Annotated in this window: 15 protein-coding genes, 3 pseudogenes and 1 other annotated feature; of the genes and pseudogenes, 13 read left to right on the top strand and 5 right to left on the bottom strand. The window is 39.6% G+C overall.

Annotated elements, in window-relative coordinates:
- Positions 1-209 precede the first annotated feature (209 nt).
- Positions 210-1,286, top strand: a complete 1,077-nt coding sequence (locus tag NSQ84_RS13815; protein ID WP_063387336.1) for a bifunctional 3-deoxy-7-phosphoheptulonate synthase/chorismate mutase — start codon at positions 210-212, stop codon at positions 1,284-1,286.
- 240 nt (positions 1,287-1,526) lie between these two features.
- The gene (gene ccpA, locus NSQ84_RS13810) at positions 1,527-2,531 is read left to right on the top strand and encodes a catabolite control protein A (RefSeq protein ID WP_066248881.1); all 1,005 of its coding nucleotides are present in this window, start codon (positions 1,527-1,529) and stop codon (positions 2,529-2,531) included.
- 35 nt (positions 2,532-2,566) lie between these two features.
- On the opposite strand, the gene NSQ84_RS13805 is transcribed toward ccpA, so the two are convergent.
- The 3 genes from NSQ84_RS13805 to NSQ84_RS13795 are packed head-to-tail and all read right to left on the bottom strand — an operon-like array spanning position 2,567 to position 5,073.
- Entirely contained in the window at positions 2,567-3,763 is a 1,197-nt protein-coding gene (locus NSQ84_RS13805; RefSeq protein WP_063387338.1) for an acetoin utilization protein AcuC, read from the bottom strand.
- A 1-nt stretch (position 3,764) separates the two neighbouring features.
- Positions 3,765-4,406, bottom strand: a complete 642-nt coding sequence (locus NSQ84_RS13800; protein ID WP_063387339.1) for an acetoin utilization AcuB family protein — start codon at positions 4,404-4,406, stop codon at positions 3,765-3,767.
- 34 nt (positions 4,407-4,440) lie between these two features.
- Positions 4,441-5,073, bottom strand: coding sequence for a GNAT family N-acetyltransferase (locus NSQ84_RS13795; RefSeq protein WP_063387340.1), 633 nt, complete (start codon positions 5,071-5,073; stop codon positions 4,441-4,443).
- Between the two features lie 159 nt (positions 5,074-5,232).
- Here NSQ84_RS13795 and acsA point away from each other — a divergent pair, with 159 nt between their 5' ends.
- Positions 5,233-6,948 (top strand): acetate--CoA ligase, encoded by a 1,716-nt coding sequence (gene acsA / locus NSQ84_RS13790; protein WP_063387341.1) that lies wholly within the window; start codon positions 5,233-5,235, stop codon positions 6,946-6,948.
- Positions 6,949-7,061: 113 nt separating this feature from the next.
- A complete protein-coding gene (locus tag NSQ84_RS13785; RefSeq protein WP_094244649.1) occupies positions 7,062-7,508 on the top strand; it encodes a GNAT family N-acetyltransferase in 447 nt (148 codons plus the stop codon).
- A gap of 129 nt (positions 7,509-7,637) precedes the next feature.
- Here the strand turns inward: NSQ84_RS13785 and NSQ84_RS13780 are convergent, their stop codons facing one another.
- A complete protein-coding gene (locus tag NSQ84_RS13780) occupies positions 7,638-10,427 on the bottom strand; it encodes a transglycosylase domain-containing protein (protein WP_327873345.1) in 2,790 nt (929 codons plus the stop codon).
- A 128-nt stretch (positions 10,428-10,555) separates the two neighbouring features.
- Positions 10,556-10,772: a binding site (T-box leader), on the top strand.
- A gap of 48 nt (positions 10,773-10,820) precedes the next feature.
- On the opposite strand from NSQ84_RS13780, the gene tyrS reads away from it, so the two are divergent.
- The 7 genes and pseudogenes from tyrS (at position 10,821) to NSQ84_RS13745 (ending at position 21,829) form a co-directional block, all read left to right on the top strand.
- A complete protein-coding gene (gene tyrS, locus NSQ84_RS13775; RefSeq protein ID WP_327873344.1) occupies positions 10,821-12,083 on the top strand; it encodes a tyrosine--tRNA ligase in 1,263 nt (420 codons plus the stop codon).
- 285 nt (positions 12,084-12,368) lie between these two features.
- Positions 12,369-19,352, top strand: a complete 6,984-nt coding sequence (locus tag NSQ84_RS13770) for a DNRLRE domain-containing protein (protein WP_339211994.1) — start codon at positions 12,369-12,371, stop codon at positions 19,350-19,352.
- The gene (locus NSQ84_RS13765; RefSeq protein WP_044743717.1) at positions 19,353-19,592 is read left to right on the top strand and encodes a hypothetical protein; all 240 of its coding nucleotides are present in this window, start codon (positions 19,353-19,355) and stop codon (positions 19,590-19,592) included.
- Between the two features lie 94 nt (positions 19,593-19,686).
- Complete coding sequence (locus NSQ84_RS13760; RefSeq protein WP_311066399.1) at positions 19,687-20,304, top strand: hypothetical protein; 618 nt, start codon at positions 19,687-19,689, stop codon at positions 20,302-20,304.
- Positions 20,305-20,524: 220 nt separating this feature from the next.
- Positions 20,525-21,024, top strand: a pseudogene (locus tag NSQ84_RS13755) (RHS repeat-associated core domain-containing protein); the annotation flags it as partial.
- Between the two features lie 108 nt (positions 21,025-21,132).
- Entirely contained in the window at positions 21,133-21,447 is a 315-nt protein-coding gene (locus NSQ84_RS13750; protein WP_311067363.1) for a polymorphic toxin type 8 domain-containing protein, read from the top strand.
- A 4-nt stretch (positions 21,448-21,451) separates the two neighbouring features.
- Positions 21,452-21,829 carry a DUF2750 domain-containing protein gene (locus NSQ84_RS13745; RefSeq protein ID WP_311066398.1) on the top strand — a complete coding sequence of 126 codons (378 nt, stop codon included), beginning with the start codon at positions 21,452-21,454 and terminating at the stop codon, positions 21,827-21,829.
- Between the two features lie 401 nt (positions 21,830-22,230).
- Here NSQ84_RS13745 and NSQ84_RS13740 read toward each other — a convergent pair.
- A pseudogene (locus NSQ84_RS13740) lies at positions 22,231-22,378 on the bottom strand (ISNCY family transposase); the annotation flags it as partial.
- Positions 22,379-22,910: 532 nt separating this feature from the next.
- On the opposite strand from NSQ84_RS13740, the pseudogene NSQ84_RS13735 reads away from it, so the two are divergent.
- Together NSQ84_RS13735 and NSQ84_RS13730 are read left to right on the top strand one after the other, a co-directional pair.
- Positions 22,911-23,888, top strand: a pseudogene (locus tag NSQ84_RS13735) (RHS repeat-associated core domain-containing protein); the annotation flags it as partial.
- A gap of 19 nt (positions 23,889-23,907) precedes the next feature.
- Positions 23,908-24,327, top strand: a complete 420-nt coding sequence (locus tag NSQ84_RS13730; RefSeq protein ID WP_311066397.1) for a hypothetical protein — start codon at positions 23,908-23,910, stop codon at positions 24,325-24,327.
- Positions 24,328-25,329 lie beyond the last annotated feature (1,002 nt).

Here is a 25,329-nt window from a genome sequence, read left to right as displayed (position 1 = left end):
GTATAATAATTTTATCTGGCATGATGATCATTGGAAAATGACTTGTGAAGAACTGAAGAAAATATTTTGAAAAAAATAAACGCTTTACCGCTTAAAAGCGTTTAATCGATAAAGAAATTTTTAGTGACATTTCAAGGAATATGGTTTATAATAAACCCTAATTAAAATCAAATGCTTAAAATTTTGACGGATGTGAAAGGGTGGAAAAAATGAGCAATACAGAATTAGAAGCGCTTAGGGAACGGGTTGATGAAATCAATTTGCAAATTTTAAAATTAATTAACGAGCGAGGCAAGCTTGTTCAAGAAATTGGGAAAGCGAAAGAAGCGCAAGGAGTTAACCGATATGATCCTGTCCGTGAACGAAAAATGCTCGATTTAATAAAAGAACATAATAATGGTCCATTTGAAGATTCCACTTTACAGCATATTTTTAAGGAAATATTTAAAGCGGCATTAGAGCTTCAAGAGGACGATCATCGCAAAGCATTGTTAGTATCAAGAAAGAAAAAGAAAGAGAATACAATCGTTGACGTCAAAGGCGAAAAAATCGGGGATGGCAGTCAATACTTTGTTGTCGGTCCTTGTGCGGTAGAAAGCTATGAGCAAGTAGCTGCTGTTGCGGAAGCAGCGAAGAAACAAGGCTTGAAGCTGCTAAGAGGCGGTGCATTTAAACCTAGAACATCACCATATGATTTCCAAGGTTTAGGTATTGAAGGCTTAAAAATTTTAAAAAGAATTGCTGATGAGTTTGATATGGCAGTTATTAGTGAAATTGTGTCGCCTCAAGATATTGATGTGGCCCTTGATTACATCGATGTCATCCAAATCGGGGCACGGAACATGCAAAACTTTGAATTGTTAAAAGCAGCAGGATCTGTTCGCAAGCCTGTATTGTTAAAACGCGGTCTTTCTGCAACGTTATCAGAATTTATGAATGCTGCGGAATACATTATTTCTCGAGGTAACGATCAAATCATTCTTTGTGAACGCGGAATTCGCACGTATGAACGCGCTACAAGAAACACGCTGGACATTACAGCAGTTCCGATTTTAAAACAGGAAACACATTTGCCTGTATTAGTTGATGTCACTCATTCAACAGGCCGGAAAGACCTTCTAATTCCTGCTGCAAAAGCTGCTCTTGCTATTGGGGCAGACGGTATTATGGCTGAAGTTCATCCGGATCCGGAAGTAGCTTTGTCAGATTCTGCGCAGCAAATGAATATTGAGCAATTCAATCAGTTTATTTCTGAATTAAGACCATTAGCGAAAGTAAATGCCTAATTGAATATCGTCTATTTTTTAAAAAAGGAGCCTTTTAAGGTTCCTTTTTTTGCGTAGATCGTTTACATTATTTAATGAAGGATATACTTTAATGAACATATTTTTTTAACGAAAAAGGTAAAAATATAAGAAAACACGCCAAGCACATTGCGGACGAATGCTTTGTATCGTATGATAAGAGTTATACGGAAGAGACTGTTATTTATTTGATATAGATCATTTAGATGAGGAGTGTTGATCATGAATAATGTGACGATATATGATGTTGCACGTGAAGCGAACGTTTCAATGGCGACAGTTTCACGAGTTGTAAACGGCAACCCGAATGTAAAGCCGACAACTAGAAAGAAAGTATTGGAAGCGATTGAGCGTCTCGGCTATCGGCCAAATGCTGTCGCAAGAGGGCTGGCTAGCAAAAAGACGACGACTGTAGGTGTTGTTATACCGGATGTATCAAGCACATTTTATTCAGAATTGGCTCGCGGGATTGAAGACATCGCAACGATGTATAAATATAATATTATTTTAAGCAATTCTGACCAAAATAAAGAAAAAGAATTGCATTTGCTTAACACCCTTTTAGGGAAACAAGTGGATGGAATTGTATTTATGAGCGGCAATATTACAGAGGAGCATGTGGAAGAATTTAAACGTTCACCGGTTCCTATTGTGCTTGCATCAACTTTTGATGAAAACAATGAACTGCCTTCTGTTAATATCAATTATGAACAGGCAGCCTATGATGCGGTTAAGTTTTTAATCGATAAAGGACACAAACATATTGCCTATGTATCCGGGCCGATGGAAGAGCCTGTGAATAAAGTGAAAAAACTTAAAGGATACATACGTGCACTTGAAGAGGCAGGGATCAAATACGATGAACAATTTGTAGTAGAAGGAGATTATTCCTACGAATCCGGGATTGAAGCATTTGACAAAGTGTTGGAGCTGTCGCCAAAACCGACTGCAATCTTTGTTGGAACGGACGAAATGGCATTGGGCGTGATTCATGCCGCTCAAGATAAAGGCTATGAAATTCCGAAAGATTTTGATGTCATCGGCTTTGACAATACTCGTTTGGCGACTATGGTTCGTCCGCGATTAACAACCGTTGTCCAACCGTCTTACGATATCGGTGCGGTTGCGATGCGCCTGTTAACAAAATTGATGAACAAAGAGGAAGTAGATAATCATATTGTTGAACTCCCGCATCGTATTGAAATTCGGCAATCGACAAAATCATAATCTTTTTAAGCTGAAGAAAAAACGGCCAAGCTTTTTTAAAAAGTTTGGCCGTTAACATTTTTTTTTGCATTATATTCCCTTTGCTGCCGGATGAATTGCAGAGCCAATTCAAGAGTGTGATTGTTTTTTTCTTCAATTTCTTTTTTCCTTGGAATCGGTTGATATAACGGATCGGGATCTTCCCATGTTGGGATTAATTCAACGGGAGATTTCTCCTGCCATTTTTCCAGCCATTCTTTCGGAAGAGCCCCTTGTGCTTTGCAGCTTAAATTTTTCATCTCCAGCCAAATGAGCGACCAAGCTCTTGGAACAACCCGCCAAATATCGTAGCCTCCTCCGCCGACAGCTATCCATTTTCCATCGCAGTAGCTATGGGCAATTTCATGTGCAAGCTTCGGAATTTCCCGGTAAATATTGATGCTGGCGTGAAGATGAGTTAGTGGATCAAAATAGTGGGCATCAGCTCCGTTTTGAGTGACGATGACATCAGGCTTAAAGTACTCTGCAACTTCTGTAACGGCCTCTTTGTAAACTTTTAGCCATGATTCATCTTCGGTAAATGCATCTAACGGAATATTAAAGGCAAAACCGTATCCAGAACCTTGTCCCCGCTCATGAACTGTTCCTGTCCCAGGAAATAAATATCGCCCAGTTTCATGAATAGATAGTGTACAAACGTTTGGCTCATCATAAAACGACCATTGAACACCATCTCCGTGATGCGCATCCGTGTCAATGTACAGCACCCTTGCCCCATATTTTTCGATAATATATTTAATCGCCACTGCGCTGTCATTATATATACAAAATCCAGACGCTTTCCCCCTGAAGCCGTGATGAAGACCTCCGCCTAAATTTAAGGCATGCTTCGATTTTTCCATCATGACATGATCAACTGCTGTTAATGTCGCGCCAACAATAAGAGAACTGGCCTGATGCATGTTTTGAAAAATAGGTGTATCTTCCGTACCAAGTCCGTAGTTTAAAGCTTCATGCTCAGACAGCTTTCCTTCCCCTGCCTGTTTTACTGCACGAATATAGCCGGCATCATGAATAAGCTCCAGCTCCTCATCTGTTGCAAATCTTGGTTCAACTATTTCATCATCTTCAAGCGCTTTCAATTTTTTTAGCAAATCAACTGTTAATTCTACTCGCAGCTGGTTGAATGGGTGCTTATTACTAAATTTATAATTTAAAAATAAAGGGGAATAAATAAACACGCTGTCTTTCATGTTATTCCCCCATCATATGAGGCCATACAACGGTATAACCTTTTTTCTCAAGCTCAGTAATAAGCCCCATTGGATTCATCGTCTGCACCCGAAAAACTAGTGTTTTGAATTTTTCGTTTTCTTCCGGATACACAAAAACGCTGGAAATGTTTACTTTTCCTTTATGAAATACTGTTGCGACTTCTGAAAGCATTCCGGTTATATTGGGAACTCTTACTTCAATGCGGGAGCTGGGCTGATGGGCTCCAGTCAACTTTACAAACGTATTCAAAACATCTGTTTTGGTAATAATTCCGACAAGCTTTCCATTTGTAGTAATGGGGAGGCAGCTGATTTTATGCTCATAAAAAATCGTAGCAGCATCTTCAACAAAATCAAGAGGGTGTCCGGTTATGACATCGGTTTTCATAATGTTTTTAACTGGCTTGTTTAAAAGCGCATCCAATTTTTCATTTTTACTTAATATAGAGGGAGCAGCATCGCGAATATCTCTGTCTGATATAATGCCAATAAGGGTATTCTCTTCGCTGATGATCGGAATATGCTTGATTCTAGCTTTTTTAATTAAGTTTAAAGCATCTTGGATCGAGTGATCCGGAGAAAGCGTGAGTACGTTTTTTTGCATGATTTTTTCAATAATCATGTTATCCATCCCCTTTCCAAGAATAGCATGGCGATTAATACAAAAATCTGTTTGTAAACCTTAATTGGTCGAATTTCTGAATCGATTCGTTATCTACTCTTTTTCCAATACGAACCATTAAACAGTTTGCAGGATGAGAGCAAATTTCTGGATCATCTGTTGCATACCATTCAAGACCGCCTGCATTCATCATTTTTTCCATCATTTTTCTATACTCCCAAACATTTAAGCCAGTTCCCTTTAAATCCCAATGCCAATAATATTCCGTTGTAATAATGATGTAATCTTCCATTGCATCATCCATCATCGAAACAATCAATAAATTTTTTCCAATTTCACATCCGCGAAATTCTGGAATCACTTCAATGGCTCCTAGCTCAATTAAATTTTCCATCTTTCCTTCAGACCATCGTTCTAGAGGATCAGGGTATAAAAATGTAACATACCCGATGATTGTTTCGCCTTTTCTGGCAATAATAATCCGTCCTTCAGGAAGCTTGGCAATTTCTACAAGCGCTTTGTGCTGCCTTGGTGCAGGACGGAAAGCTGTTAAATCCTCATGAAATTTATAGCCTGCCAGTTTATCGGGGGGAATTGGCCCTTCGACAATCACCGTTCCATTTGGAGTTTCAATTTCTTTGGCATGATATGTTTTTTTATGTTCCATTCATTACACCGCCTACCAATCTAATAACCTATTCATATTATACAGGAATTGTCGAACATAATCGGATTTGTTTTGTAAAAAATTTTTACAAAATTGCGAAATGGAATAAAAAGTTATATAATGATAAACAAATATACTAATTTTTAGGGGGGTACTTCGATGAAAGTGGAAGCGCTACCAGCAATAAAAGGAAACCACAACTTAGCAAACTATGAGGAAGCATATGCAAGCTTTGACTGGAAAGAAGTAGAGGAGAATTTTTCATGGAGTAAAACTGGGAAAATCAATGCGGCTTATGAGGCGATTGACCGTCATGCAGATGGGGCCAAAAAAAATAAAGTCGCACTTTATTATCGCGATGCGAATCGTGACGAAAAGTATACGTTTGAAGAGATGAAAGAGCTCTCCAATAAAGCTGCGAATGTTTTAAAACAGCATACCGACCTTCAAAAAGGTGATCGGGTTTTCGTATTTATGCCTAGAAGTCCAGAGCTTTATTTTGTCATTTTGGGCGCAATTAAACTGGGAGCTATTGTAGGTCCTTTATTTGAAGCGTTTATGGAGAGCGCGGTAAAGGATCGTTTGGAAGATAGTGAAGCAAAAGTGATTGTAACAACAAAAGAGCTGCTGCCAAGAGTTCCAATTGATGAATTGCCTGCGCTCAAACATGTGGTGGTTGTAGGAGAAGATGTAAAAGAAGAAGGAAAAATAATCGATTTCTTTGCTCATTTTGAAAATGCAAGCAAAGATTTGGAAATTGAATGGGTGGATCGGAGAGACGGACTTCTTTTGCATTATACTTCCGGATCAACAGGAAAACCGAAAGGCGTTCTCCATGTCCATAATGCGATGATTCAGCATTATCAAACAGCAAAATGGGTTCTTGACTTGAAGGAAGAAGATATTTATTGGTGTACGGCAGACCCTGGATGGGTGACCGGAACAGTTTATGGTATTTTTGGTCCGTGGCTCCTAGGTGTTACAAATGTTATTGTTGGAGGCAGATTCAGCCCTGATTATTGGTATGAAACAATCGAAAAATACGGTGTCACTGTCTGGTACAGCGCTCCAACAGCGTTTCGGATGCTGATGAGTGCAGGAGACGAATTGGTGAAAAAATATAATTTAAGCTCTCTGCGCCATATTTTAAGTGTCGGAGAACCTTTAAATCCTGAAGTTATTCGCTGGGGAATGAAAGTATTTAATAAGCGCATTCATGATACTTGGTGGATGACGGAAACAGGCGGGCATCTTATTTGCAACTATCCGTGTATGGATATCCGGCCTGGATCAATGGGCAAGCCGATCCCCGGCGTAAAAGCAGCAATTATTGACGATCATGGAAATGAATTGCCTCCAAACCGAATGGGGAATCTAGCAATTAAAAAAGGCTGGCCTTCCATGATGCAAGCAATTTGGAATAATCCTGAAAAATATGAATCTTATTTTATCGGCGACTGGTATGTATCTGGAGACTCCGCTTATATGGATGAAGATGGATATTTTTGGTTCCAGGGACGGGTTGATGACGTCATTATGACTTCCGGCGAACGGGTCGGACCGTTCGAAGTAGAAAGCAAGCTTGTTGAACATCCCGCTGTAGCGGAAGCTGGAGTTATCGGCAAGCCGGACCCTGTTCGAGGAGAAATTATTAAAGCGTTCGTTGCATTGCGCAGCGGCTATGAAGCATCAGAAGATTTGAAAGAGGATATTCGCCAGTTTGTTAAAAAAGGGCTGGCAGCACATGCAGCGCCACGGGAAATAGAATTTTGCGAAAAACTGCCGAAAACTCGAAGCGGAAAAATTATGCGCCGCGTGTTGAAAGCATGGGAGCTTAACTTGCCAACAGGTGACTTGTCGACGTTGGAAGATTAAAAATAATAGAAGCCGTAAGTCTAGTAAATAGGCTTGCGGCTTTGTTATTGGCGGTTCAGGCATTAATAATAGATTGATAAAATAAACGCTAAAATGAAATAGGAGAGAAGCTTATGGAATCATCCCTTTTATTGAAAGAATTGCGAACGAAAGAGGAAATTTTAGAAGGATTTTCAGTAATGAAACATTTGCGGACTCATCTTGATGAACAATCATTTCTTGAATTGGTGCTTGAAGCTAAACAAAAGGAAGGATATCAATTAGTTGCTCTTTACGATCATAATAAAATGGTTGCCATCACCGGATTTATGCCAATGATCACTTTATACTACGGGCGTTTCATTTGGGTTTGTGATTTAGTGACATTGCCTGAAGAACGATCAAAAGGATACGGTGAAAAGCTTTTAACGTATGTTCATCAATATGCTGTAGAAAATGGCTATAATATTGTTTCTTTATCTTCCGGCTTGCAGCGCGTTGACGCACACCGCTTCTATGAAGAAAAAATGCGATACAATAAAGTAAGCTATGTTTTCTTAAAAAAGCTGCCGTCACACTAGCCAGTAAAAGATAAAAAGGACCACGTGCGGTCCTTTTTAAAATATTTATTGGGTGAAAGCAAGTTTTGCTGGGCTGTTTTTTCTGTTTCGTCTACTTTGTTGATCGTTTAATGCATCTTTTCCATTCGCCTATTGCCTTGCATTTGCCGTCGGCTTCGGTTTTTGCTGCGGCTCTGTTTTTCCAGATTGCGCCGTTTTTACAATGGCTGAAGGAGGAGACGCTTTTCCTGCCACATCAACTGCAACGACGTAATAGGAGGCAGGAGATTTTCCGACTGAGATGCTTAAGTTATTTTTTGCAGGTATACTGGCAATTTTTTTGAAACTATTTGAATTAGATGGAGCTGCATAAACCCTGTACCCGATAACATCATATTCACCGCTTTTGCTCCAGGATAATGTTGTTCCGCTAAGCTTTACAGCGGGCACTTTAGAAGGAGCTTTGCCATTATCCTGAAGAACCCTATTGCCGGTCAACGTCAAAGCCTCTAAATTAACTCCGCTAGGAAGAAGTTTAGTCAATTGGGACACGTCTGAAATCCCAAGATTATTCAATACTTCTTTTTTCAGCAGAGGCCCTTCCTGGACGAATTCAGCCGGTGCATTTGCCGGCACTTGATAGGCTACGTTGTCTACTAAAACAAATTTGCCGTACGCCAAGCTTTTATCCACTTTATTCGGCAGAAATTTAGCGTTATACAAGTCAGTTTGAACGAGTCCAGCTTTCTTACATAATTCAGAAGGCAGATCCCCAGAGAGGGCGCAATACGATCTTGAAACAATTCCTTTAGGCATTTTAAAGGAAGTGTTAGGATCTATTAAGTCAGGTTTGACGCTGTATGCGGCGTTCATTAATTTTGCCCAAAGCAATATATTTCTATTGCTGTAGGTCAAACCTTTGTAGGTCGTTTCCAGCCTTTTCGGCGTGTCATAACCGATCCATGTGCCGAAGGATACATTAGGATTTACAGCAACAAACCATGCATCCCGATAATCCTGCCCAGTTCCTGTTTTTCCAGCCCAATCAGATTGAAATGATAGATACCTTTTTAAAGAGGAAGCCGTTCCGCTTTGAATGACATCCCGCATCATATCAATCATTAAATAGGCTGTTTGAGGGGAAAAGACCTTCTCTTTCTTGCTGTTATGTTGATATATAACTTTTCCGTCTTGTGTTTCAATTTTTTCAATCATGTAGGCGTCGACAAATTCACCGTTATTGGCAAATGTTGCGAAGGCGTTTACGTTTTCCTCCACGGTTACTCCGTAAGTCATTGCCCCAAGAGCGAGGGAGAATGAACTGTAATCTTCTTGAGCAAGTGAACTAAATCCCATTTTTTCTAAATAGGATACCGGATTTTGCGAAATAATTTTTGCATAGGTTTTTACCGCCGGAATGTTATATGAATGTTTCAATGCTGTTCGAATACTTGTTAATCCGTGATAGCCGCCTCCATAGTTTTTCGGCTGATATTTCCCGATTGAAAATGGAAGATCTGCCACAACAGTTCCCGGCTGGACGATGCCCATTTCCATCGCGGGTGCATAGACAGCGAGCGGTTTCATTGTTGAACCGTTTGGTCTTAATGCTCTTGTAGCATGGTTTGTCTGCTCCCTGTTATGATCACGGCCGCCAACAAAGGAGATAATTTTTCCAGTTTTGTTTTCGATTAAAACAGCGCCGACTTCAACCGGTTCCTCGATGGTTACGGTCTTGCCTGTTTCAGGATCTTTTTTCTTTTCAAGCTTTGGACTTCCGTAATACTTGTAGTTTTTGACAACCTCTTGCATTTTGTCATAAATTTTCTTGTCAATGGTCGTATGAATGTTGTAGCCGTTTTGTCTCATGTCTTGATCGGCCAGCGCCATGTATCGATTAAACAGCTCTTTATTATTTTTTCGGAGATCCTCCAGCTTGTGACCGTCTTTTTTCGCTAGCTGCTCAGCCAGTATATCCTTCACTCTTTTTTCAACTTCGTATATAATCCAAGGATATTGCTCAATATCAGGTTTTTTCTTTTTGGCTAAATGAGCCTTTAAATCAAACTTAAGTGCTTCTTCATATTCTTTTTTTGTAATATATCCTTCTGCAAACATTTTTCTTAGGACGGTTTTCATTCGGTTTATACCAGGCTGTAAATCTTCTTTTACTTCTCCGTCCTTTGTGAACGGTGTATAAGCAAAAGGATTTTGAGGGAGACCAGCGATAAAAGCTGCCTGCGGTATCGATAAGTCTTTCGCATCTATGCCAAAAATCCCCTGCGCTGCAGCCTGCACGCCTGCAATGTTTCTTCCGGAGCTGTTTCGTCCAAATGATGATACATTTAAATAGGCTTCTAATATTTGATCTTTCGTAAAATATTTTTCTAATCTCAATGCTAGCAGGATTTCTTTTGCTTTTCTTTCAAATGACACTTCGTTGGTCAATATTTGGTTTTTAATTAATTGCTGTGTGAGGGTGCTTCCGCCGGTTCTGACAGAAGAGTTTGAGAACTCCTGGAAAATCGCCCGCATGATCGCCTTTGGGACAATCCCTTTATGCTCGTAAAAATATTCGTCCTCCACTGCAACAATTGCATGTTTTAAATGCTCGGAAATTTGATCAATTTTGATTTTTTCACGTTCAAGATCTGTGCGAATTTTCCCTAAATAGACATTGTCTGCAAAGTACACTTTCGTTGTTTCAGAATAATCGTAAATGTCTTTTTCCAATTCTTTTTCGGAACGGATCGGCTCATCTTTTACAAGCGATGCAAAATAACCAGCTCCTAATCCTCCGATAAAGGAGAAGCCTATTAAACCGATAACCAATAGTAAAAGAAATAAGTTCCATGTTACGTTATAGGCAATGACCATTTTTTGCTGGTGCTTATGATAAAAGGAGCTTACCTTCCTAAAAAATTCGTACCATTTCTCCATTTTTCATCATCCCTCTACAAAATCTAGTTTATTATAGCATATTTTTTTCTCCGGTTGACGCCCTCTGTTCTAATCTTAGTTGACAAAGGATGTCAATTATGCTAAAAATGTTTATTAATGAAAAAAATACTTGAGCGTTGATTGGAGAAAGTAGCAGGCATTTCCCTGTTTCAGAGAGCTGATGGCCGGTGCGAATCAGCACATAAATGCTTTGTGAATTACCTCCATGAGCATTCTTTGTGAAAGTGAAGTAGCAAAGGACGGTTTTTAGCCGTTATCAGAATGAGTGAAGAACATGCAAATGTTCTTAAGCAGGGTGGTACCGCGTAATTATACGTCCCTTCATGAAGGGGCGTTTTTTATTTGGATAAAATTTGAAAAGGAGTGGGTTTGATGAATGCTTTGCTAGAAGATTTAAAATATCGCGGACTCATTAATCAAGTAACGGATGAAGAAGGATTAGATAAATTGTTGTCAGAGGAACAGGTGAAGCTGTACTGCGGTTTTGACCCGACGGCAGACAGCCTTCATATCGGGCATTTGCTGCCGATTTTAACGTTAAAAAGATTTCAAGAGGCAGGTCATCAACCGATTGCTCTTGTTGGCGGCGCAACAGGCTTGATCGGCGATCCAAGCGGAAAAAAACAGGAAAGAACATTAAATGAAAAAGAAACGGTGAAGCAGTGGTCAGAACGCATTAAGGAACAGCTTTCCCGCTTTTTGGATTTTGAAAAAGAAGGGAATCCGGCCATTTTGGCCAACAACTACGATTGGATCGGGCCATTGGATGTCATCACATTTTTGCGCGATATCGGCAAAAGCTTTGGCATAAACTATATGCTGGCGAAAGAAACCGTGCAGTCAAGAATTGAAACGGGCATTTCCTTTACGGAATTCAGCTACATGATTTTGCAATCGTACGATTTTTTAAAGCTGTACCAAACCTATGATTGCCGCTTGCAAATCGGCGGAAGCGACCAATGGGGAAATATTACGTCAGGACTTGAACTAATTCGAAAAACGGAAGAAAATGCGAAAGCATACGGTCTTACACTCCAGCTCGTCACGAAAGCCGACGGCACAAAATTCGGCAAAACGGAAGGAGGAGCCATCTGGCTCGATAAAGAAAAAACATCGCCTTACGAATTTTATCAATTTTGGATCAATACCGATGACCGGGATGTCATCAAATATTTAAAATATTTTACTTTCTTATCAAAAGAAGAAATTGAACAATTGGCAGAAGAAGTGAAAAATACTCCTGAAAAACGGTCTGCGCAAAAAGCGTTAGCGGAAGAAGTGACAAAGCTTGTCCATGGCGAAGAAGCACTCAAACAGGCAGTCAAAATTTCCGAAGCGCTGTTCAGCGGCAATATAAAAGCTTTAACAGCAGAAGAAATAAAACAAGGCTTTAAAGATGTGCCTTCGTATGAAACGACCGAAAATGAAATCGGATTAGTCGATTTATTGGTTCAGGCGAAAATTTCTCCATCGAAACGGCAGGCAAGAGAAGACATCGGAAACGGTGCGATTTACATTAACGGCGAACGGGTGCAGGAGCTTGATTATATTGTGTCTGAAAAAGACACCATCGAAGGTCAATTTGCTGTGATCCGCCGGGGCAAAAAGAAATATTTCTTAATTCATTTCAAATAATCATATGCCTCTGCTCACACTTTAGGGGCCTATTAAAATCAATTGGAAAATATACGGGCGAGTGATTCTAAACGACCACCGCTCATACCCGTATTCTATTAAATAAGTCAAAAGCACCCCCCCTTCAATTGAATGGATTAATTTATTCATTGAAGGGGGGTTTTTTCGTACAAAAGAAGCAAAATTTGTCGAAAAATACAGAATTTTGTATGTCAAAAAATGTACCTAAATCTAGTTTTTATAAAGTATAATCAATTTAACAAATTATTGAAAAGGAGGAATTATATGAAAATTAGTCGTTTAAAAAAATGGTTGATATGGGCAATTGTGAATCTGTTATTTTTCTCATCCGTTCCTTTAGACGTTTTCGCAGAAACCATTCATTCTAAAGACAACAACTCTACTGAAAGTCATTTACCGTCAAAAGTCCCGACCCCTAAAATTAACCTTAAACGAGGGGAAATCATTGAGGAACGGACAGAGAATACAAAAGTTTTTTACAATGGTGATGGCACATTTACCAAAAAGATTTATTTTGAGCCGATCCATATAAGGAAAAAGAAGGGGAAGCCATTTGAGGAAATTTCTCCTAATCTAACAGAAAGCACCGATCAGTCGAATTCTGTCGAAACAGAGAATACTATTATCGAGACAAACTTTCATAAAAAAATGGTCAAAGGAGAATATGCCACTTTCCATTATAATGGACATTCAATTTCCTTTTCCATTTTAGAAGCAGCCGGCAATGGTGTACAGCCAATAAAGGCGAAGGATGTTTCTGCTATTTATAAGAAAAAAGATAATAAAATTTTTCACAAAAATATTTTTCCTTTTATAGATTTACAGAATATTACATTCAATCAAGCGACAAAAGAAGATTTAGTTCTTCACTCATTTACCGGTTATCATATATTTAAATTTTATTTGAAAACGGATTTAAAGGCTGAAGTCCAAAATGATGGTTCAATACTGTTTATGAATCAAGAAAAAGAAAAGGTTTTTGAACTGCCGAAGCCGTTTATGGTAGATTCCAATGTCGATGAATACTCTGGTGAAGTAGAGCGTTCAGAAGATGTAACATACGAATTGCAAAAAGAAGCGCAAGGATATGTTTTAACGATAAAAGCTGATCCTGAATGGTTGAAAGATCCTAAACGCGTATATCCAGTTTATATTGATCCAAGCACTTCAATAAATGTGTCAACGGATACATTTGTGATGAGTGCATATCCAACGACTAATTACAGTTCTTCATCCAGTAAATGGGATTTAGTACAAGGACAGTATGTTTTAAAAGTTGGTTATTATGATAACACAACCGGCACTTGCTATGCTTTCTTAAATCACAATCTATCAAGTATACAGAATATGAATATTACGAATGCCACTTTTAATGTTTATGTAACCCATTCATACTCCTCTACCACCAAAACGGGGTTATGGTTAGATGCTGTGAATGGTTCATGGTCAGCTAGTGCATTGAATTGGAATAATAAGCCCTCTTCAACTAATATTGGGAAAGTTGATGTGGCCAGAGATCAATGGGCGGAATTTAATGTAACGAATACAGTTAAAGAATGGGCTTCTGGCAAGAAGCAACAGTATGGTTTCAAACTTCATACGAATGGAAATGGAAAAACCTATTGGAAAAAAGTCGTTTCTTCTACGAATAGTAATTATAAACCGTATTTGTCGGTGACGTATACGATCCCTGCTCCCCAAACTCCTAAAGGAACAGTTTTTAGCAATGGAGACGGCACAGGATATGTGAATGTATCATGGGATCCGGTTCCTGGGGCAAAGGGCTATAAAGTATGGATATATAACGGTAAATCATACGAAGCCTTTGAGGTAGGCAATGTTACCTCTTGGAGCACTAATGGAAAGAAAATTTGGCCGACTTCTTCTGAAATTAACGCCGGAAAATTCGACCTACACCAAGATCAGAAAGGAACGGAGCTGGCTGTCGATCCTTCCCCAGTCTATCGAAATTCAGGAGGAAGTTATCCGAATAACAAGAACTACTGGTTCCGAGTAAGCGCGATTTTTCCCCAAGGCGAAAGCGCCATGTCTGGAGCCTTTATGCCAACCATTCCTAATTTGAAGAAACCATCTGCACCAACGGGGGTTAGTTATACCAATGGCAACGGAACAGGATATATCGATTTCAAATGGAAACCGGTGAGCGGAGCGACGGGGTATAAAATTTGGCTTTTTAACGGTTCAAACTATGAATCGCTTGATGTCGGGAACGTCACTTCTTGGACAACGAAAAACAAAAAATATTGGCCAACTGCTGCAGAAATAAATACTGGCCGCTATAAACTCCATTTACATGATGGTCTTGGCGCAGAATTGGCCGTTGATCCTTCCCCAGTCTATGAAAATGCAGGAACAAAATATGCAACGGCGACCAACTACTGGATTCGTGTCAGTGCCTATAACGCTCAAGGGGAAACCGTCTACTCGGATGCGTATAAGCCGAGCATTTCGGATTTACCTGTGCCGTCAGCTCCTTCTGGATTTGCTTACGCCAACCAATTAGGAAGCAAATCCGGTTATGTTATGCTGGATTGGAAAAAAATTCCCGGTGCAACAGGCTACAAAGTGTGGATATTTAACGGCCAGTACTATGAAGCATTTGATGTAGGAGATGTGGACCATTGGACGACCCAAAATAAAGGAATCTGGCCTACTTCAGAGGAAATCCAAAAAGGGGCTTCCGGATCTTTAACGCTGCATCATGATGGAAAGGGATTGGAGCTTCCGAAGGATCCTTCCCCATTATATGCAAAAATGGGGACAAATTACGCGACAAGCACCAATTACTGGTTTAGACTCAGTGCATACGATGCAGATGGGGAAACAATATATTCCAATCAGGCATTGACGGTAAAAATTCCGGAGGGGAATGAGTATTTAGGAAAGGAGGAATACTGGTCCATCATTGATGTTCCTTATGCAAGCGTGAATGCCGCTACCGGTAACCTCATCGTCGACGAAGATGATGTATCGATTTCTGGAAGAGGACCGGGGCTAGGAATGACAAGAACTTACAATAGTCTATCTACTTCGGATGGATTATTTGGAAAAGGATGGCAGAGTGATGCGGAAATAAGCATCATTGCTCAGGGTAAAGAAGCGAGATTTACAGATGAAGATGGTACGCTCCATATATTCACGAAGCTATCCGATGGTACGTATAAAGCTCCGACAGGTGTTTATTTGGAATTAAGCGAAACAGCCGATGAATATATATTGACCGACAAAGATCAAACGAAAATTCACTTCCGAAAAAGCGACGGAAAGTTAACCAAAATGGTCGACGGTCATGGAAATACAACGACTTATAGTTATGCGAATGGAAAGCTTGTGTCCATTATTGATGCATCAGGAAGAAAACTGACTATGGAGTATAACGCAAGCGGCAAAATTCAAAAGATTACCGATCCACTAAACCGTTCGATCACGTTTGAGTATCAGAATGGTTTGTTAACAAAAGTCACCAAGGCGGGCAAAGAAACCACGAGATACGAATATAATGAACATGGCCGTCTAGAGAAAGTATATGAACCGACGCATACAGAAGCTAAAGCTGTTGTCAATCAATTCATTTACAATGGAGACAGGATCAGTCAAGTAATAGATCCCGAGAACCGCATTTATAAGTTGAATTATGATCAAACGAAACGGCAGCTCGTCGTGATCCAGCCGAATGGCCGCAAAATTCAGTATACCTTTAATGAAGCAGCGAACCCCATTCAAATAATCGAAGATGCAGGCGGGTTAAACATTACGACAAGCTACGTGTATGAGGGAAATAATCTAGTAGAATCACGGGATCCGAATGATCAAAATGCTGTGAAACCTACTGAAACATATACGTATGATGCAAACGGGAATGTGTTAACGGTGAAAGATCAGTACGGTACAGAAACATACAAGTATAACAAAAATAATGATGTCATCTCAGAGACAGATACGGAAGGTGATACCACTACGATTGCCTACGATGGCTTAAATCCTGTATCCGAAACTGATCAATCCGGAAAAACATCTTCTATAGCAAAATACGATACCTATGGGAATATTATTGAAGAAAGCAATACATTAGGCAGTGCAGCGAACTTACTCTCAAATAGCGGCTTCGAACAGGGAATCACAGCTTGGAATCTTCTTCGTTCTAACGATTCCGGACAATTGTTTGAAGACACGAATCGTCATCATCGGTCGCTTGGAAGAAAAACTTTAAAAATCGTCACTGCCTCAAGTTCGCCTGGAACGGAACTTGGCTATGTGGCGGCTACCCAAGAAATTGCCGTGAAACCGAACACGACGTATACGTTAAGCGGGAAGATCAAAACGAATTTGACGAAGGCCAATGCGTTCTTTAATATCGAATTTTTAGACAGTCAAAATCGCCGGATTTCTTGGGCTGACAATCGCTACAGCCAACTAACCGGTACGAGACCATGGACAGAACGGCAAGTGACGTTTACTACTCCACCGAGTACCGTCAAAATTCGCGTGTATTTAGAGGTCGATCATAAGTCTCCAGATGCTTCCGGAGAAGCCTGGTTTGATAGCATCCAATTGGAAGAGGCACAGGTTTCTTCGAGTTATAACCCAGTTATCAATAGCAGTTTTGAAGGGACCATTGCGAATTGGAACGGAACAGGAGGAAGTGTGGATTCTACGCAATCCTTTGACGGAGGATCCTCTTTAAAATTTTCAAGAACAAGCACTACGCAATCGGCCGGCGAATATAAACAGACGGTGATTGTTGGCCAAACATCAAATGATACACCGCTTCGTTTGACACTCACAGGTCTTTCGAAAGCGCAGGATGTCAAAGCAAACGGTACGGTGAGCCCGAGCGACTATTCCATAACGGCTAAAGCGTATTTTACAGACGGGGCAACTCAAACGTATACTGCAGACTTTCCGATCGGAACCCAAGAATGGAACCGTGCCGCCGTTTCCATCAATCCTTCGAAGCCCATCGATAAAATCGATGTATCCGTTGTGTTTCGAGGCAATTACACGGGAACAGTGTGGTTTGACGCGATCCGTTTGATGGAAGGAAACGTCGTGACGAAAAATAAGTATGATTCTAGCGGAAATTATGTTATTCAAGAAACTGATGAAGCCGGATATGTTACGAAAAAGAATTATGATGCCGTTGGTAATATATTGAGCGAGTTCGATGAGAAAGGAAACAAGAAAGAATACACGTATGATTTATCGAATCGCTTAAAACAGCTGCTGTTAGCGAACGGCACTTCCGTCAATTATGATTATGACGCGAACGGAAATATGACATCAAAAGTCATTCGGACAAGCGGCGGCCGGTCGCAAACCTTTACCTACTCGTATGATGCAGCTGATAAACTCATTAAAACTGTTGGTCCGCTCAAAGATACGACGACAAATGAATATGATGCAAATGGAAATAAAACTAAAACAGTCCTTCCGAAGGGAAACACGATTCAATGGTCTTATGACGGAACGGAAAGAGTCAAAACAATTTCCTACAATAACGTCCCATATTACGAATTCAGCTACGATAAAAATGGAAACGAACTTTCCGTCCAATATCTAAAAGACGGCACGACGAAGACAAGAAAATTTGATTCGGCGAACCGTGTTATCGAACAATCCGATCGCGGTGGGCTGCAAAAATGGCAATATCCAACGACATCGGATAAATTGCAGCAGTTTATGTTTTCCCACGGCTCCTTTAGCCAAACAGTGAATTTTCAATATAATGCCTTGGACCAAAATACAATTGTGACAGACGGGACGTATACGTACCGCTTTGACTACGACGAGAAAGGAAACATCCGCACCTTCACGACAGGAAACGGAGCCGGTTCAACCTTTATATATGATGATCGTGGCCTCGTCGAAAACGTATCGGTTGGTACAGCGGACGGAAAAGAAATACTGTCCGAAACGTACCGTTATGATGAAAACGGCAATCGGACGAAAGTGGAATTCCCAACAGGAAAAGCAATCGATTACCGTTATGATGAGCTGGATCAATTAGTGGAAGAAGAGCTTCCAGATGGAACGAAGATCGAGTATACGTATGATGGATTCGGCAACCGGACGAAAGTCGTGAAAACAAAGGGTGGGCAGTCGACGACGACAAATGCCGATTATAACGAGGCCAATCAGCTTATTCGGTTTGGCAGTGAAACGATCACGTACGATGCCAACGGCAATCGATTGGAAGACGGCCAGTATCGATATGAATGGAACGAAGCGGACCAATTGGTTTCGATTACAAGAAAAGGCGAAAGCACTCCGTTTGTCACCTACAAATACGATGAAGACGGCCGGCGCATTCAAAAGAAAGTAAATGGGGTTGTGACCAACTACCATTATCAAGGCGACAGCCTCAACGTTCTGTATGAAACCGATGCAAGCGGAAATGTGGTAAGATCGTATATATACGGAGAAAACGGCCAGCTGTTGGCGATGAAAAAGGGCAATGCCACCTACTTCTATCACTACAACGCGCATGGCGATGTCATTGCTTTGACGGATGCGCAAGGAAACATTGCCGCGCGCTATCAATACGATACGTGGGGGAATATTCTTTCCCAATCCGGCTCCTTGGCCGACGAAAACCCATACCGATATGCGGGATACCAATATGACCGAGAAACGGGTCTATACTACCTGATTGCCCGATACTACCACCCAGAGCATGGCGTGTTCTTGTCCATGGACCCTGATCCAGGAGATTCTGACGATATCCTTACACAGAACGGCTATACGTATGCGAACAACAATCCAGTGATGCTGGTCGATCCGGATGGGCATTTTGTGTGGATGGCTATCAATGCGGGATTTGCGGCGTATGATGGGTATAAGGCATTTAAAAAAGGCGGTTGGAAGGCTGCGGCGATTGCCGTTGGTGTGGGATTGGTTGGCGGTGCGGCGTTTAAAGGTGCCAAAATTGCGTATAGGGTGTATAAAGCTAGACGGGCTCTAAATTTTGCTAAAGTTACTAGAAAGGCTGTAGCTGGAAAAATAACAGGATATACTAAACATGGTTTAGCACAGGCTATGCAAAGAGATGGTGGTAGAGGAGTGGCTCCTAAAGCTATTCTAGATGCAACTAGAAACCCAAAGAAAGTGGTTCAACAGTCAGGAGGAAGAACGAAATATGTGGGTAAGAATGCGGTTGTAGTTCTAAATAAGAACGGAAAAATAATTACTACTTACGCAAAGGGCTCAAAAGGTATAAGGAGGAAGTAAATGTTAAAGCTAAGCGCAGATATGTTACTTTTATTAAGAGAATGCTTGGAATCCCGTAGACCCGACCTTCTGTGGGTTTTAAATAATGAAATTAATATAAATGAAACTTTAGGTAACGAATTGAGAGATATTGTAAATGAAGAGTTTTTGGAAAAAGGATTAAATAATGATGATGAACCAAATGAGCTGGGGATAAAATTAGAGAGATTAATAGACGAAATTGGAAGGTGTTTTATGTAAGTATGTCTGTTTAAAAGGTGAAATTTCTCAGATTTACGATTTATAGTCCCAATGGTAAAAAAGATACTTTAAAAATAAGGTTAGGAGCGAAATAATGGAATATAAAAATAAATTTATTGATAATATGAGGGAATTTGAGAATCTCAAAAATCTTATAAATACAATTTTTATTTCTAATAGTTCTTTACCAAACCAAGTATTTCATAAAGAGTTTACAAATTACTTGTTTAAAGAATTTGATTTCACTATGACAGACGAATTCTGGAGTGAAATCAGGGAATTAGCTAATAAAACAAATGATGATTTTATCATAATGGCTGTACTTGATCCTGATCCAATAACCTATTATTTTAAAGAGTTCGGTTATTTTAATTGGGTTAAGTTAGAAATAAGTATTACCCCTGATCAATACTTGGATATTTTGAATTTCAGTCCAGAAGATAGTCCAGCCGACTCCATATTTGTTAATTCCTATACTGTAGTATGGGCTTCTCCTTCAATGAAGTGGGGAATATGGGCAGAAAGAGAAAAAGAGGTTTGCGTTATTGCATTCAGTGAAAAAATGTATAAGGACTCCTTAAATCCGATATTCAATAATTGGAGACCAATTGATAATGAGGTTACTGATTGGATTGGCCTTAATTATAAAAACTTCACTATTCCAAAAGACGTTAAAGACAAACTATTTTTAAATTATAAAAGTGGTTATTAAGTATTGTGAAAAGAGTTATTATAGAGTTATTATCTTAATATTGCCTTAAGAGAATTATTCTCTTAAGGCTTTTTACATGGGCGGAGTACCGGATAAACCGATTGTTACAACCAAAAAACATTATCACCGAAACCCCTGCAATGATAATTTTTTGAGTTATCTTGTACGCACAAAATAAGTCTGAAAAAGATCCCTATGTTTAACTATACACAACTGAAAAATCACTAACTATCACCATTACCAAGTCGACAGCCTCAATGTCTTGTATGAAACCGATGCGAGCGGAACGGTGGTACAATCGTATGTATACGGAGAAAACGGCCAGCTCTTGGCGATGAAAAAGGCAATGCGACATACTTTTACCACTATAACGCCCATGGCGATGTCATCGCTTTAACAGATGCCCAAGGAAACATTGGCGCGCGCTATCAATACGATGCGTGGGGGAACCTTCTTTCCCAATCGGGGGATGTGGCAGCGGAAAACCCATATCGCTATGCAGGATATCAATATGACAACGAAACAGGTCTATACTACCTGATCGCCCGATACTATCACCCAGAGCATGACGTGTTCTTATCGTTAGATCCAGATCCAGGAGATTCGGACGATATCCTCACACAGAACGGCTATACGTATGCGAGCAACAATCCAGTGATGCTGGTCGATCCGGATGGGCATTGGGTATGGCTGGCCATCAATGCAGGGTTTGCGGTTTATGACGGGTATAAGGCCTTTAAAAAAGGCGGTTGGAAAGCGGCGGCGATTGCAGTAGGCGTAGGGCTTGTTGGTGGTGCTGCGTTTAAAGGTGCCAAAATTGCGTATAGGGTGTATAAAGTTAGACGGGCTGGAAGGTTGGATTTACAGTTTTTTGCTAGTGGTAGAAGAGGTAAACAAGCACGTTTAAGAGAATTAGCAAATGATGATAAATTATCATCAGCTTTACGTGGTGAAATTCGACGTGATATTAATGAGATTAAAAGGGGGAAAAGAAGAACTATAAGAGTGCCAAAGGGATATGAGTTAGCTCATAGACGTGGATATGAGGCAAGAAAAGGATACGGGTACGAACACAGTGATATACAAACAATAAGAAATCATAGAACTCAGCACAAGTATGATCGCTATGGAAGAAGGAGGTAAAAACATGATAAATGAAAAAGAATTTTACTCTGTTCTTAACTTACCAGCTAACAAAAGGTATGAATACTTTATAAAAAAAGTGGTCGATTGGGGAGAGGTATGGGGACTCTACGAAGACGGTTGGGCAATGACTGAGGATGATAATGGCAATCTACTAATTCCTTTTTGGCCTAAAAGAGAATTTGCTCAATATTGTGCCGCCAAAGAATGGGAAGGATATACTCCTGAACCAATTGAACTCGATGAGTTTATGAATGAATGGCTTCCTAGGATAAAAGAAGATGGATATAGACCATCGATTTTTTGGAATGGTTATGATTCCGCAGTAATGGAAGTTGAAGTTTTGTTAGGAGATTTAGAAGGTGAATTAGAAAATTATTAGACTTTTGATAGCAACGTTATCTATAGTAAAATTTTGGGGTAAAAGAGCGGCAGTTCAGTAACTGCCGCTCTTTTTGTAAATTCATTTTTAGAACCTCCCTCTATAAACTTTAATTTTCTTCAGATTTCTTACGTTTTTTTTAAATTTTGCAGAACACATGATAGCTTTGCCACCTCATATAAATAAATATTACTTGAATTTATACAATATATTTACATGTTAAGACCTATCCTACGGAACATATTTACAATATCTATAATACTGCGTATGACCGTGCTAAAAGTCTCCACACTTCTCATGGTCGCTCACCCTCCCATGTATCACTAGATGATGGTCCACACATTCCTTCGTCCTGCGTATCCATGAGGTGGAGGTTGAATATGCTCGATGGTGTTGCAAAACTAGAGTAAAAACTCGAAATTATGCATAAGAATGCAACATAACACATGCAGTAAATATCGATGAAATCCATATCATGGGGGGGCTCCATCCCATTACTCTTTACTCGTTAAATACCCGTTCAATCTCCCGTCGAAGCCCAAACAGCCACAGCCATTGGCTGTTTTTAGCAAAGAAAAAATACAGAGTTTTGCAAAGAAAAGTGCAGAGAATTGCAACTTGACATGAAGCCTCTGTGGGCGTGATTAAAAAGCCAGAAAGCCAGCAATATCAAGGGCTGGCTTCGCCTAACAAGGCTATCACGCCCACCACTCCATGTAAAGTTGGCATAAGCCAAATTCTCTGCAAAGCTCTGCATTTTTATTTTGCAATAAACATTTTAGAAGAAGACTATTATTTTAACTCTAGTGGACTAGTTTTCACTTTTGAAGCATGTTAGCCAAATCATGATGAGAAACTTTTCATCAGCCTTGGAAATACTCCGTATATGCTCCCTACGACCTCAAACATCGAGGATATTCATAAGATTTTATTAAAAGAGAGTTAAAACCTTATAAATTAGAGATGAATCCTAGCATTTAAAAAAAGAGAAAGCGATCTTTTGGCTACACTCGATGATTCAATCGCAAGAACGGCATTAAAGTGTTTCTTGGTCAGAGGTTATACCGGAATTTCGGGTATAATCTCTTTTTGTTATAAAGAAGACGGCCGGCGCATTCAAAAGAAAGTAAATGGGGTTGTGACCAACTACCATTATCAAGGCGACAGCCTCAACGTTCTGTATGAAACCGATGCAAGCGGAAATGTGGTAAGATCGTATATATACGGAGAAAACGGCCAGCTGTTGGCGATGAAAAAGGGCAATGCCACCTACTTCTACCACTACAACGCGCATGGCGATGTCATTGCTTTGACGGATGCGCAAGGAAACATTGCCGCGCGCTATCAATACGATGCGTGGGGGAACCTTCTTTCCCAATCCGGTGGGATGGCAGAAGAAAACCCGTATCGCTACGCGGGATACCAATATGACGAAGAGACGGGACTCTACTACTTGATCGCCCGATACTACCATCCAACTCATGGCGTGTTCTTGTCCATGGACCCTGATCCGGGAGATTCGGACGATATCTTGACGCAGAACGGCTATACGTATGCGAGCAACAATCCAGTGATGCTGGTCGATCCGGATGGGCATTTTGTGTGGATGGCTATCAATGCGGGATTTGCGGCGTATGATGGGTATAAGGCATTTAAAAAAGGCGGTTGGAAGGCTGCGGCGATTGCCGTTGGTGTGGGATTGGTTGGCGGTGCTGCGTTTAAAGGTGCCAAAATTGCGTATAGGGCATATAAAGCAGGTAAATTTTCAAGAACTTATAGGCTAGCGAAAAAAGTTGCAAAAAAACATGGAGGTACTTTGGAAAGAGCTAAGGGCAATGGATGGAAAGTATCTATTCCTGATGGAAAGCACTCCTATCGGGTTAGAGTGATGAATGCTGGCTCTGGTAATAGAAAGAAAGCATATTATCGAATAAGTCATTCCAAATATGGTTCATTCGATAGGTATGGCAACAAAAGTAGTGATAGGCTACACACACATATTAATCTTTCAAGGAAATCTTATAAAGAAATAAGCCGTATTTTAAATAAAAAATATTAGAACAGAAAGAAGGAGTAATATGGGGAACGTTGATATACAGAAAATACTTGATAAGCTATGGGGCGCTGAAATTTTAGATACACAAGTAGACTTACTAAATGACATTATAAAATTTAAGATTAAGATTACGGATGATAAGGTTGTAAAATTTCATGAAATAGCTTTTATTGATGTTTCTTCATTTTACTTTGTTAAGGATAGTGAGGAATTTAGATTTAATTTTTATGATAGGGAAAAAGTGGATTTTTTAGAGTTAACCTCCATCCATTATCAAAACGAACCTTTAGGTGAACTACATTTTTGCTTACCAAATGAGGAGGAATGGAGTAAACAATATCATTCTAAAGTAAATATTATAATAGAAATTTGGGATTCAATTTTGTTGATTGAGACAAGAAAAATTTCTCTAGATGGAAAAATAATAAATATAAAAAAATAATTTATTATTTGATTTTGAATTGAGGATGGCTATTTTGTTAGAAGAGCACGAAAAATTTTTTGTTGTATTCTACAAGAGTTAATCATTACTTCAACTTCAGATGGTATTGACAGAATTTTATTAGTAAGAAATTAAAACCTTAAACATGAGAGTGAAATTTATCGTTTAAAAGGGGGAATCACCCCCTTTTTTTATAGTTAAGTTTTTGAGGATTATTTATAAACATCGTTTAGCCTAATTTTAGCTAGATTAACCTTTGAAGACATAGGTTCGTTTAAACAGTCTTTAGTTACAATGAACAACAACTATACTTATGACGGATTTAATTAGTTGAAAGAAAGTTGCGAAAACAAAGGATGGACAATCGACGACGACAAATGCCGATTATAACGGGCCAATCAGCTTATTCGGTTTGGCAGCGAAACGATGAGGTACGATGCCAACTGCAACCGAAAAAAATAAAGGTAAATAAAGGAATTCACAATCGTAAAAAACATTACGGAAATGGTACTAGAAAGAGTGTAAGAGATGCAGTTTTAAAGAGATAATTATACTTGTCAGTATTGTGGTAGAAAAGGGGGTAAACAAGAGGTCGATCATAATCCATCATTCATTATTATAAGAAAGGGTATGCCATGTCTAGAAAAGCACGTATAAAATATGCCAATAATCCAAAATATCTAAAAACTGCTTGTCAAAGATGTAATCGTAGTAAACAGGAAAGATATTATCCTGATGAATGGAGGCCATGATAATGAACGACTATGAAATACTTTTTTAAAAATATGTAAAAGAATTAAAAGAGACAATTGAAGAAGAAAAGGAATTTTTAGATCCGAATCTTGACAAAGAGAGATATGAATACGAATTAAGTATTAGCGGAAGAGTAATTGCCGTATTTAGGAAATATTGGTTTGAGTGTGACAAGTTAAACGATAATGAGGAAAATGAATACTATGTAAATCCAAAAGATTTTTGTGTTGATTGGTTGTCAGGTGAACA

Origin of the sequence: Aeribacillus sp. FSL K6-3256 (assembly GCF_037965805.1) — a bacterium.
Lineage (GTDB): Bacteria > Bacillota > Bacilli > Bacillales > Aeribacillaceae > Aeribacillus > Aeribacillus composti.
The sequence above is the reverse complement of the archived record's forward strand: the minus strand, read 5'-3'. Positions and strand labels throughout refer to the sequence as shown.

What these genes read in the sequence shown, in the direction of transcription:
- NSQ84_RS13815 (WP_063387336.1), top strand. Translation starts at nt 210, where the DNA reads ATGAGCAATACAGAATTAGAAGCGCTTAGGGAACGGGTTGATGAAATC.
- ccpA (WP_066248881.1), top strand. Translation starts at nt 1,527, where the DNA reads ATGAATAATGTGACGATATATGATGTTGCACGTGAAGCGAACGTTTCA.
- NSQ84_RS13805 (WP_063387338.1), bottom strand. Translation starts at nt 3,763, where the DNA reads ATGAAAGACAGCGTGTTTATTTATTCCCCTTTATTTTTAAATTATAAA.
- NSQ84_RS13800 (WP_063387339.1), bottom strand. Translation starts at nt 4,406, where the DNA reads ATGATTATTGAAAAAATCATGCAAAAAAACGTACTCACGCTTTCTCCG.
- NSQ84_RS13795 (WP_063387340.1), bottom strand. Translation starts at nt 5,073, where the DNA reads ATGGAACATAAAAAAACATATCATGCCAAAGAAATTGAAACTCCAAAT.
- acsA (WP_063387341.1), top strand. Translation starts at nt 5,233, where the DNA reads ATGAAAGTGGAAGCGCTACCAGCAATAAAAGGAAACCACAACTTAGCA.
- NSQ84_RS13785 (WP_094244649.1), top strand. Translation starts at nt 7,062, where the DNA reads ATGGAATCATCCCTTTTATTGAAAGAATTGCGAACGAAAGAGGAAATT.
- NSQ84_RS13780 (WP_327873345.1), bottom strand. Translation starts at nt 10,427, where the DNA reads ATGGAGAAATGGTACGAATTTTTTAGGAAGGTAAGCTCCTTTTATCAT.
- tyrS (WP_327873344.1), top strand. Translation starts at nt 10,821, where the DNA reads ATGAATGCTTTGCTAGAAGATTTAAAATATCGCGGACTCATTAATCAA.
- NSQ84_RS13770 (WP_339211994.1), top strand. Translation starts at nt 12,369, where the DNA reads ATGAAAATTAGTCGTTTAAAAAAATGGTTGATATGGGCAATTGTGAAT.
- NSQ84_RS13765 (WP_044743717.1), top strand. Translation starts at nt 19,353, where the DNA reads ATGTTAAAGCTAAGCGCAGATATGTTACTTTTATTAAGAGAATGCTTG.
- NSQ84_RS13760 (WP_311066399.1), top strand. Translation starts at nt 19,687, where the DNA reads ATGGAATATAAAAATAAATTTATTGATAATATGAGGGAATTTGAGAAT.
- NSQ84_RS13745 (WP_311066398.1), top strand. Translation starts at nt 21,452, where the DNA reads ATGATAAATGAAAAAGAATTTTACTCTGTTCTTAACTTACCAGCTAAC.
- NSQ84_RS13730 (WP_311066397.1), top strand. Translation starts at nt 23,908, where the DNA reads ATGGGGAACGTTGATATACAGAAAATACTTGATAAGCTATGGGGCGCT.